The sequence below is a fragment of the Nonomuraea fuscirosea genome (genome assembly GCF_003001935.1).
GTDB classification, from domain to species: Bacteria; Actinomycetota; Actinomycetes; order Streptosporangiales; family Streptosporangiaceae; genus Nonomuraea; species Nonomuraea fuscirosea.
Genome location: NZ_PVNG01000065.1, coordinates 1 through 10,473 on the forward strand (window position 1 = coordinate 1; position 10,473 = coordinate 10,473).

Sequence of the window (10,473 nt, forward strand, 5' to 3'; positions counted from 1 at the left end):
CCCCGCTCCCCGCTCCCCGCTCCCCGCTCCCCGCTCCCCGCTCCCCGCTCCCCGCTCCCCGATTTCCGGGGTTCGGGGTCCCAGGGGTTCGCTCCCTGGTCCGGAGGCTTCCGGGCTTCGTGCTGTTGCGACCCATCGCTCTCGGCGGCCCGCTCTCAGCTGTTCGTGTGCGGCTCTTCGCTTTCAGGCAGCCCGGCCCCTCCACCCTGGGTCATGGCCTCTTGGCCCGAGTGCCGGTGGTCCGCTTCCCGCTTCCCGGCCTCTGCTCTCGGCTCCCGGCGGTCTGTTGCCGGCTTGCCGCTTCCCAAAGTTCGGAGTCGCGGTCCTGGTTCTGGGCTTCCGGACTCTCGCAACTTCCCGTTTCTCCCGGCTGCTTGTGTCCGGCTCTTCCCGGTGGCCCGGTGGCCCGGTGGCCCGGTGGCCCGGTGGCCCGGTGGCCCGGTGGCTCGGTGGCTCGGTGGCTCGGTGGCTCGGTGGCTCGGTGGCTCGGTGGCTCGGTTGCTTGGGGTGGTCGGTGCTGGGTCCCGGCGATCCGTTCGCCGCTTCCCGTTCGCTGCTCTCGGTGGTCTGCTCTGGACTCCGCTTCTCGCACCCTGTGGTCGAGGTCCTGATTTTGGGGCTTCCGGACTCCAGGCTGCAGTCCCTGTTGCCCGCCTGCCTGTGTTCGGAGCCTCGTTACCCCGTTTCTCGCTCAAGGGCTGGCTGTGGGCTCCGGCTTCCTGCTGCCCGGTTTCCTGCTGCCCGCCTTCCGGCCGCCCGTGTCCGTTCCCCGTGGCCGCTCCGGCGCCCTCGGTGGGTTCGCTGCTGGTTGTGGGCTTCTGGGGGTCGCTACCGGCCCAGGTGCTTCCTACGCCCGCCTTAGCTGTCGTCCGATGTATGCGGGGGTCAGGTTTCGAGGGTGTGAAGTCGGTGATCGGGGCGGTTAAGTGGGTTCACAGGGGACGCGTCCTTCCAAAGGGTGTATGCCGAGGTCTCGGATCGGAGGTATCCGTCTTGGCGGCCTTGACATGCTCCACCCCGCCGCACCAGCATCAGGAGACAAGACATCCGATGTATATGAGAAGGAACACGGTGTGAAGCTGCTGCGAGTGGGACCTGTCGGTCATGAGCGGCCGGTGGTCATGGACGATGACGGGAAACTGCGCGAGATCGGAGAGCCCGAGATTGATGGGGCCTTCTTCGTCAGCGGGGGAGTGGCCCGGGTTCGGGAGGCTCTTGAGCGTGGTGACCTGCCCGTGGTCGAGGAGGAAGGGCTCCGGGTCGGTGCGCCCGTCGCCCGGCCGGGGAAGATCGTCTGCATCGGGCTCAACTACAGCGACCACGCGGCCGAGTCGGGCGCGGCGGTGCCGGCGGAGCCGGTGGTGTTCATGAAGGCGAGCAACACCATGGTGGGCCCGTACGACGAGGTGCTCGTGCCCCGGGGCAGCGTGAAGAGCGACTGGGAGGTGGAGCTGGCCGTCGTCATCGGGCGGGAGGCGCGATATCTGCGCAGCCGCGAGGAGGCGCTCGATGTGATCGCCGGCTACGCGATCTCCAACGACGTCTCCGAGCGCGAGTTCCAGCTGGAGCGCGGTGGCCAGTGGGACAAGGGCAAGTCGTGTGAGACGTTCAACCCGCTCGGCCCGTGGCTGGTGACGGCCGACGAGGTGAGCGATCCGCAGCGGCTGGCGATGCGCCTGTGGGTGAACGGTGAGCTGCGGCAGGACGGCGACACCAAGAACATGATCTTCGACGTGGCGGAGGTCGTGCGGTATCTGAGCCAGTTCATGGTGCTGGAGCCGGGCGACGTGATCAACACCGGTACACCGGCGGGTGTCGCCATGGGAATGCCGGGGCAGCCGTACCTGCGTGCCGGTGACGTGATGGAGCTGGAGATCGAGGGATTGGGCCGGCAGCGGCAGACGGTGGGGCAGGCATGACGGTGACGGCGGGCGGGAGCTCGTACCGGATCGTGGCGATGGAGACGCACGACGTGCGGTTTCCGACCTCCCGCGAGCTGGACGGCTCCGACGCGATGAATCCCGATCCCGACTACTCGGCCGCCTATGTGGTGCTCAGGACCGACGACGGCTACGAGGGGCACGGGTTCGCGTTCACGATCGGGCGCGGCAACGACATCCAGACCACGGCGATCGGCGCGCTGGAGCCGTACGTGGTGGGCAAGGACGCCGAAGACCTCGGCACGCTCTACAAGGACATGGTCGACGACTCGCAGCTGCGCTGGCTGGGGCCGGAGAAGGGCGTCATGCACATGGCGATCTCCGCCGTGGTCAACGCCCTGTGGGATCTCAAGGCGAAGCGGGAGGGCAAGCCGCTGTGGCGGTTGTTGTCCGAGATGTCGCCCGAGGAGATCGTCGAGCTCATCGATTTCCGCTACCTGAGCGACGCGCTGACCAGGGACGAGGCGCTGGAGATCCTCAAGAAGCAGGAGAAGGGCAAGGCGGAGCGGGTACGACTGCTCGCCGAGACGGGATATCCCGCCTACACGACCTCCCCCGGCTGGCTCGGTTACGGCGACGAGAAGTTGCGGCGGCTCTGCAAGGAGGCGATCGACCAGGGGTTCGGCCAGATCAAGCTCAAGGTCGGCGCCGACCTCGACGACGACCGGCGGCGGTTCAGGGTGGCCCGCGAGGTGTGCGGCGACGACTTCCCGATCGCGATCGACGCCAACCAGCGCTGGGACGTCGGCTCGGCGATCGAGTGGGTCAACGCGCTGGGCGAGTTCAACCCGCACTGGGTCGAGGAGCCGACCAGCCCTGATGATGTGCTCGGCCACGCCGCCATCGCCAGGGGCATCGCGCCGATCAGGGTGGCGACCGGCGAGCACGTCCAGAACCGCATCGTCTTCAAGCAGCTGCTGCAGGCCGAGGCCGTCTCCTTCGTGCAGATCGACTCCGCCCGCGTCGGCGGGGTCAACGAGAACCTGGCGATCCTGCTGCTGGCGGCCAAGTTCGGCGTGCCGGTCTGCCCGCACGCGGGCGGGGTCGGGCTGTGCGAGCTGGTGCAGCACCTGTCGATGTTCGACTACGTCGCGGTCACGGGCACCATGGACGGCCGGGTCATCGAATACGTCGACCACCTGCACGAGCACTTCGTGGATCCCGTGGTGATCCGGGACGGCCGTTACGTGGCGCCGTCCAGGCCGGGGTTCAGCGCGGAGATGCATCAGGAGTCGATCGCCGCCCACACCTTCCCCGGCGGCGAGGTCTGGAGGGACGAGGCGTGAGCCGTACCACGAGTGAGGGCTTGAAAGCGGTCGTGACCGGCGGCGGGTCCGGGATCGGGCTGGCCGCGGCCACCGCGCTGGCCGAGCGCGGGATGAAGGTCGCCTGCCTCGACCTCAACCCGCCCGGTGAGCCGTTCATCGGGATCAAGGCCGACGTCACCGACGACGCGGGCGTGCGGGCCGCGGTGGCCGAGGCGGCCGAACGGCTCGGCGGGATCGACGTGCTCGTCAACAACGCGGGCATCGGGGCCCAGGGCACGATCGAGGACAACCCCGACAGCGAGTGGCACAAGGTGTTCGACGTCAACGTGCTCGGCATGGTCCGCGTGGCGCGGGCCGCGCTGCCGTACCTGAGGAGGTCGGAGCACGCGTCGATCGTGAACACGTGCTCGATCGCGGCCACCGCCGGGCTGCCGCAGCGCGCGCTCTACAGCGCCACCAAGGGCGCGGTGCTGTCGCTGACGCTCGCCATGGCCGCGGACCACATCAGAGAGGGCATCCGGGTCAACTGCGTCAACCCGGGCACCGCCGACACGCCGTGGGTGGCCAGGCTGCTCGACGCGGCCGGCGATCCGGAGGCGGAACGGGCCGCGCTCAACGCCAGGCAGCCGATGGGCCGCCTGGTCACCGCCGAGGAGGTCGCCTCGGCGATCGCCTACCTGGCCGGCCCCGAGGCCGGCGCCACCACTGGCACCACGCTCGCGGTCGACGGTGGCATGCAGGGGTTGCGACTGAGGCCGGCCAACTAGGCCAACGCCAACCAACAAGGAAGGTACCCCCCAAAATGAAGCTCGGTCGGGTGGTCGCGGGAGCGGCCCTCTTGGCGGTCGTGACCGCCTGTGGTGGAGGCACGACGACGGGAGCGGGAAGCGGCGGCGGGAAGGTCGGCATCGACCACCCCCGCGCCGACTCCGACTTCTGGAACTCCTACATCAAGTACGTCCCGCAGATGGCCGGCGAGCTCAAGGTGGAGCTGATGCCCGCCACGAACTCGCAGAACGACGTGGCCAAGCTGGTCAACAACGTCCAGGCGCTGATCGGTCAGGGCGCCAAGGTCATCGTCATGGCCCCGCAGGACACCGGCGCCATCGCCAACACCCTGCAGCAGCTGGAGAACAAGAAGATCCCCGTCGTGACCGTCGACACCCGGCCGGACAAGGGCAAGGTCTTCATGGTCGTACGCGCCGACAACCGCGCGTACGGCACGAAGGCGTGCGAGTTCCTCGGCGAGAAGCTCGGTGGCAAGGGCAAGGTCGTGCAGCTCCAGGGCGCGCTCAGCTCGATCAACGGCCGTGACAGGTCGGAGGCGTTCTCGGAGTGCATGAAGAGCAAGTTCCCCGGGATCACGGTGTTCAGCGAGCCGACTGATTGGGAGGGCAGCAAGGCGGCCTCCATGCTGCAGACCCGCCTGGAGCAGAACCCGGACATCAAGGGCATCTACATGCACGCCGGGGGTGTTCACCTGGCTCCCACGTTGCAGGTGCTCAAGCAGAAGGGCCTGCTGGTCCCGCCGAGCGACCCCAAGCACATCTTCGTGATCTCCAACGACGGGATCCCGCAGGAGTTCGAGTCGATCAGGAAGGGCGACATCGACGCCACGGTGTCGCAGCCGGCCGACCTGTACGCCAAATACGCCCTCTTCTACGCCAAGGCCGCGGCGGACGGCAAGACGTTCAAACCCGGCCCGACCGACCACGGCAGCACGATCATCCAGCTTCCCAACGGCCTGGAGGACCAGCTTCCCGCGCCGCTGGTGACCAAGGAGAACGTGGACGACCAGGCCCTCTGGGGCAACCAGGTCAAGTGATGAACGTTCACGTCGAAGCCCGGGACGTCGTCAAACGCTTCGGACCGACCACCGCGCTGGCCGGCGCGAAGATCGCGATCACGGAGGGTGAGACGCACGCGCTCGTCGGCAGGAACGGCGCGGGGAAGTCCACCCTCGTGTCGATCCTCACCGGGCTCCAGCGGCCGGACGAGGGCGAGGTGCTGTTCGCGGGACAGCCGGCGCCCGCCCTCGCCGACCGCGACGCCTGGCGCCGGCGGGTGGCCTGCGTGTACCAGAAGTCCACGATCATCTCGGCGCTGACCGTCGCCGAGAACCTGTTCCTCAACCGCCAGTCCGAAAAGAACGTGATCAACTGGCGGGCGCTGGCGGGCAGGGCGCGCGAGCTGCTCGACACGTACGAGGTGGACGTCGACGCGCAGGCGCTGGCCGGAGACCTGAGCGTCGAGCAGCGCCAGCTCGTCGAGATCGCCCGCGCGCTGTCGTTCGGGGCCAGGTTCATCATCCTCGACGAGCCGACCGCCCGGCTCGACGGCCCGGCCATCGAGCGGCTGTTCACCCGCATGCGGTCGCTGCGCGAGCAGGGCGTCACGATGATGTACATCTCCCACCACCTCGACGAGGTCTACGAGATCTGCCAGAGCGTCACCGTCTTCCGCGACGCCCGGCACGTCACGACCAGACCGGTCGCCGACCTGCCGCACGACGAGCTGGTCGCCGCGATGACGGGGGAGGCCACGGCGGTGTACGAGGCCCGCTCCCGCACCCCCGGCGAGAGCGTGGTGCTCTCGGGCGAGAACCTCGGTCTGGCCGGCCGCTACTCCGGCATCGACATCTCCGTACGGTCCGGTGAGGTCGTCGGCCTGGCCGGCTCCGCGAGCAGCGGCAAGGTCGGCCTGGCCGAGACGCTGGTCGGCCTGCGCAGGGCCGACACCGGCACGGTCACCGTCAACGGCACCAAGGTCACGCCCGGCGACGTGCCCGCCGCCATGAAGGCGGGTCTCGGGTTCGTCCCCGAGGACCGCCACCACGAAGGGTTCGTCCCGCTGCTGTCGGTCGGGGAGAACGCCACCTTCCCGATCGCCCGCAAGCTGGGCCGTTACGGACTGATCAGTCCCTCCAGGCGGCGGGCCACGGCGGAGCGGATGATCGACTCCCTCGACATCAAGACCGAGGGCCCCGACCAGCCCGTCGCCGACCTGTCGGGGGGAAACGCGCAGAAGGTCGTGTTCGCCCGCGCGCTCGTGGACGACCCGACCGTCCTCGTCGTGATCAACCCGACCGCCGGCGTCGACGTCAAGGCCAAGCAGGCCCTGCTCGGTGCCGTCGAGGACGCGGTCGAGCGGGGAGCGGGTGCCGTCCTGGTCTCCGACGAGCTCGACGACCTGCGGATCTGCGACAGGGTGCTGGTGATGTTCCACGGCAGGGTCGTCAAGGACGTGCCGCGTGGCTGGACCGACCACGAGCTCGTGGCCGTGATGGAAGGCATGGAAGAGTGACCACTTTGACTGCACCGGCCCCCCGGGTGCGGCTGGCCAGGTTCCGCGACCTGACCCTCGTGCCGGTGATCGTGATCCTGCTGATCGTGGGCGCCGTCCTGGACCCGACGTTCCTGACGGCGGGCAACTTGACGAACGTGCTCCAGCAGCAGGCGGCGATCTCGCTGCTCGTGCTGGCCGAGGCGATGATCCTGATCGCCGGGAAGTTCGACCTCTCGCTCGAGTCCACGGTGGGCACCGCGCCGGCCATCGCGGTGATGCTGTGCGTACCCGTGGCGGCGGGCGGGTTCGGCATCGGCCTGCCCGGCGCGCTGGTGATCCCGCTGGCGCTGCTCATCGGGGCGGCGATCGGGGCGTTCAACGGGTTCCTGATCATCAGGTTCCAGCTGTCGGCGTTCATCGTCACGCTGGCCATGCTGATCATCGTGCACGGCTTCCTCCAGGGGCCGAGCGAGGGCAAGACCCTCTTCCAGCTGCCCGACTCGATCCTCTACCTGGGCAGCGCGCTGTGGCTCGGCCTGCCGGCGGCCATCTGGATCGCCGGCGCGCTGTTCGCGGCGGGCATCTTCGGGCTCGGCTACCTCAGGCTCGGCCGCTCCCTCTACGCGATCGGCGGCAACATGGACGCCGCCCGCGCGGCCGGCATCCGCGTGGACCGGGTGCTGTACGGCGTGTTCATCCTGGGCGGCACGCTCGCCGCCCTGGCCGGCATCCTGGAGACCGGACGACTCGGGGCGATCGGCAACAACCAGGGCGTCGGCTGGATCTTCATGGTGTTCGCCGCGGCCGTCATCGGCGGCGTCAGCATGGACGGCGGCAAGGGCACGATCCTCGGCGCCCTCACCGGCGTCCTGGTGATCGGCCTCGTCCAGAACATCCTCACCCTCATCGGCGTCTCGGGCTTCTGGCAGCCGGTCATCTACGGCGCGATCATCCTGATCGCCCTGATGATCAGCCGGATCGCGGGAGGAAAGGCACAAGATTGATGGAACGCGGGATCGACCTGCCTCGCCACGGCTTCGGCGGCGCTCCGATCGGCAACCTGTACGACGCGGTCGCCGGGGAGACGGCCCGCGCCACGATCGACGCGGCATGGGAGAACGGGGTACGCCTGTACGACACCGCGCCCCACTACGGCCTGGGCCTGTCGGAACGGCGGATGGGCGCGGCGTTGGCCGGCCGCTCCGGTTACCTCCTGTCCACCAAGGTCGGCCGCCTCCTCCGCCCCAAGACGTCCGGCGGCGGCCGCGGGGAGCCTGCGGCTCAGCAGCCTGCTGAGCCGCGGGCTGCTGGGGTTCCGGATGGCGGGCGGGACGAACAGGGCTTCGACGTTCCGGCCGAGGTGGAGCGGGTGTGGGACTTCAGCCCGGACGGCGTGCGTACGTCGCTGGAGGAGTCCCTGACCCGCCTCGGCCTCCCGGCCGTGGACATCGCCTTCATCCACGACCCCGACGACCACGTGGACCAGGCCATCGCGCAGGCGTACCCGGCGCTGGCCGAGCTGCGGGCGGAAGGGCGGATCCGGGCCGTCGGCGTCGGGATGAACCAGTGGCAGGTGCCCCTGCGCTTCGTCCAGGAGACCGACGTCGACGTCGTCATGCTCGCGGGCCGCTACACCCTGCTCGACCAGTCGGGGCTGCCGTTGCTGGAGGAGTGCGTACGGCGCGGCGTCAAGGTGCTCGCGGCCGGGGTGTTCAACAGCGGCATCCTGGCCACCCACGAGCCGTCCGGAACCTACGACTACGCACCGGCGTCGGCGGAACTGCTGGAGAAGGCGAAGCGCATCGCCCGCATCTGCGACCGCCACGGAGTAACCCTGCCCCAGGCGGCCATGGCCTTCCCACTACGGCACCCGGCGGTGAGCACGATCGTCGTGGGGGCGCGAGCACCGGAGGAGGTCGTACGGAACGCCGGCCTGTGGTCGCGCCCGGTGCCGGAGGAACTGTGGGGGGACCTACGAGCGGCCGGCTTCCTGACCACCGACAACTGACGGAGGAATGAGCAGACTCGGCTACCGGCGGACGTCGGCCGCGGTGATCAGAACGCCCCTGGAGTTGAGCGAACGCGGGCTCAGTTCGCAGGGGGTGTGGTCACAAGACGTGTGCCGGACGTTTCTGCAGGCCGACAGAGGTGGCGGTTGATCGGTCGCCGCGTCCGTGGTGGATTGGTCGCTGGGTACGTGGGCGATCGGTCGCTGAGAATGTGGTGGAACGGTCGCCGCGAGCATGGTGGGTTGGTCCGTCGCGGTCACATACCGTCGTCCTCCCGTCCCGTCGTCGCCTCAGTGGCTAGTTGGCCGGCGGGTTCGTGGGCGGGCGGGCCGTCGCGCGTCGCCGGGCTGGGCGGCTCGTGTCGCTGGAACTGAGTGGGTCGGCTGGGATCGAGTGGGTTGGCCGGGTTGGCTGAACCCCCGCGGGTTGGTCGGGACCGTGCGGGTTGGTGGGTTGGGACCGTGCGGGTTGCGGGGGCCGGTACGCCCGGGCTGGGCAGGGTGGTCAAGGTGGGAGGAGGAGCCAGGACTTCGAGGGGCCTGGCTCGTACGGGGAGTCGAGGCGTTTGGCGACCACCCCCGGCAGCCCCTGCTCCCGCGCCGCCTGCCGTACCGGGTCGGCCTCCCCGGGCCAGGACGGTGCGGTCTGCCAGCGGGCGCCCGTCAGGTTGAGCGCCTCCAGGGCTGCCCGCCGTTCCGTGTACGGGCGTGCCGTCAGGGAGTGGCCGTCGTCGTACAGGAGGTCGTAGAAGACGAGCAGTTCCGCGCCGCCCAGCGTGGCGAGCTCCCCGTCCAGCACCGCCGTGCGGCTGCCGAACGACTCGGCCAGCCCGCGCAGCCACGGGTGTTCCCTGGCGGCGTCCGTGCGGCCCCCGTCGATGGGCACCAGGAGGCGGCGTCCGCCCCAGGCGAACTCGAAGGCGTAGTCCGGGGCGTCCTTGGGGATCTTGGTGCGGCGCGTCGGCAGCATGGGCTCCAGGGGCGGGAACGGGTCGCGGACGGGGGCGTCCATGCGGTGGATCATCCAGTTCTTGCCCCGCGTCTGGAACAGCACGAACCGGCCCGAAGCCCGCCGGCCGCGCAGGACGAACTTGACCTCGCGCTCCGACCACTTCTCCACGTCGTACGTGCCGGTGTCCCAGACGGTCATGGTGCCGCCGCCGTACTCGCCCTGCGGGATCTCGCCGTGGAAGGTGAGGTACTCCATCGGGTGGTCCTCGGTGTGCACGGCCAGGTGGTTGATGGCGGGGTCGGCGGGCAGGCCCTTGGGGACGGCCCAGGAGACCAGTACGCCGTCACGCTCCAGGCGCAGGTCCCAGTGCAGGGATCGGGCGTGGTGCTCCTGGATGACGAAGGCGTTGCCGTCGGGGGTGGGGGAGGGGGTGTCGGGGACGGGCTCGGGGGTGCGGTCTGGGTCGCGTTTGCTCCGGTATCGCTCCAGTTTGTCGGCCACAGAACCGGTACTACCCGCTGTCATCGCCGCCGATCGGGGGTTACAGTGGGGTTCAGTACGGGTTCCGTGCGGGTCCGGCACGATGGCGGGTCCTGCGCGGGTGGAGCAGGATGACGGGTTCCGTGGGGGTTCAGCACCATGACGGGGCCCGTACGGGATCCAGGCGATGTCGTCCCGCTCATTCGGCGCCTACAACAGCAGCGGTGGGTGATTCCTCCGATGTGTGGTTCAAGATTGAGGTCTAGGGCGCGCTCTCCAGCCTGTGGGCTCCTCGATTCGTGGTCGAGGCTTCGGTGTCTGGCACGCGCTCGGCCTCGGGTGAGTGCCGCGGATCAGTGTCCCGATGAATTTCGACCAGCCGTAGCCCGCTGTCCGGGTGAGCTGCGCAGCCGTCGGGATGCTGGTAGTCGGGAGCCGTCGGGTTTGCTTGGGGTGCCGCTCATCGAGGTCGAGGCCGGGTCGGGGCCGGGTCGGGGCCGGGTCGGGGCCGGGTCGGGGCCGGGTCGGGGCCGGGTCGGG

8 protein-coding genes are annotated in these 10,473 nt (G+C 69.6%); 7 read left to right on the top strand and 1 reads right to left on the bottom strand.

What is annotated here, in order from left to right; translation table 11 throughout:
• The first annotated feature begins 1,073 nt into the window (after nucleotides 1-1,073).
• The 7 genes from B0I32_RS55750 to B0I32_RS55780 are packed head-to-tail and all read left to right on the top strand — an operon-like array spanning nucleotide 1,074 to nucleotide 8,501.
• A complete protein-coding gene (locus B0I32_RS55750; protein WP_106253589.1) occupies nucleotides 1,074-1,919 on the top strand; it encodes a fumarylacetoacetate hydrolase family protein in 846 nt (281 codons plus the stop codon).
• On the top strand, nucleotides 1,916-3,226 hold the full coding sequence (locus tag B0I32_RS55755; RefSeq protein WP_106253591.1) for an L-fuconate dehydratase: 1,311 nt from the start codon (nucleotides 1,916-1,918) through the stop codon (nucleotides 3,224-3,226). Before B0I32_RS55750 ends, B0I32_RS55755 begins: the two co-directional genes overlap by 4 nt.
• Nucleotides 3,223-3,975 carry an SDR family NAD(P)-dependent oxidoreductase gene (locus B0I32_RS55760; RefSeq protein ID WP_245956732.1) on the top strand — a complete coding sequence of 251 codons (753 nt, stop codon included), beginning with the start codon at nucleotides 3,223-3,225 and terminating at the stop codon, nucleotides 3,973-3,975. Before B0I32_RS55755 ends, B0I32_RS55760 begins: the two co-directional genes overlap by 4 nt.
• A 35-nt stretch (nucleotides 3,976-4,010) precedes the next feature.
• A complete protein-coding gene (locus tag B0I32_RS55765; RefSeq protein ID WP_106253594.1) occupies nucleotides 4,011-5,033 on the top strand; it encodes a sugar ABC transporter substrate-binding protein in 1,023 nt (340 codons plus the stop codon).
• Nucleotides 5,033-6,511, top strand: coding sequence for a sugar ABC transporter ATP-binding protein (locus B0I32_RS55770; protein WP_106253595.1), 1,479 nt, complete (start codon nucleotides 5,033-5,035; stop codon nucleotides 6,509-6,511). Before B0I32_RS55765 ends, B0I32_RS55770 begins: the two co-directional genes overlap by 1 nt.
• Nucleotides 6,508-7,497 (top strand): ABC transporter permease, encoded by a 990-nt coding sequence (locus tag B0I32_RS55775; protein ID WP_245956733.1) that lies wholly within the window; start codon nucleotides 6,508-6,510, stop codon nucleotides 7,495-7,497. The genes B0I32_RS55770 and B0I32_RS55775 overlap by 4 nt, the downstream gene beginning before the upstream one ends.
• The gene (locus tag B0I32_RS55780) at nucleotides 7,497-8,501 is read left to right on the top strand and encodes an aldo/keto reductase (RefSeq protein WP_106253599.1); all 1,005 of its coding nucleotides are present in this window, start codon (nucleotides 7,497-7,499) and stop codon (nucleotides 8,499-8,501) included. Before B0I32_RS55775 ends, B0I32_RS55780 begins: the two co-directional genes overlap by 1 nt.
• Before the next feature lie 505 nt (nucleotides 8,502-9,006).
• Here the strand turns inward: B0I32_RS55780 and B0I32_RS55785 are convergent.
• Nucleotides 9,007-9,954, bottom strand: a complete 948-nt coding sequence (locus B0I32_RS55785; RefSeq protein ID WP_106253601.1) for a DNA polymerase ligase N-terminal domain-containing protein — start codon at nucleotides 9,952-9,954, stop codon at nucleotides 9,007-9,009.
• Nucleotides 9,955-10,473 lie beyond the last annotated feature (519 nt).

What these genes read in the sequence shown, in the direction of transcription:
- B0I32_RS55780 (WP_106253599.1), top strand. Translation starts at nt 7,497, where the DNA reads ATGGAACGCGGGATCGACCTGCCTCGCCACGGCTTCGGCGGCGCTCCG.
- B0I32_RS55765 (WP_106253594.1), top strand. Translation starts at nt 4,011, where the DNA reads ATGAAGCTCGGTCGGGTGGTCGCGGGAGCGGCCCTCTTGGCGGTCGTG.
- B0I32_RS55770 (WP_106253595.1), top strand. Translation starts at nt 5,033, where the DNA reads ATGAACGTTCACGTCGAAGCCCGGGACGTCGTCAAACGCTTCGGACCG.
- B0I32_RS55755 (WP_106253591.1), top strand. Translation starts at nt 1,916, where the DNA reads ATGACGGTGACGGCGGGCGGGAGCTCGTACCGGATCGTGGCGATGGAG.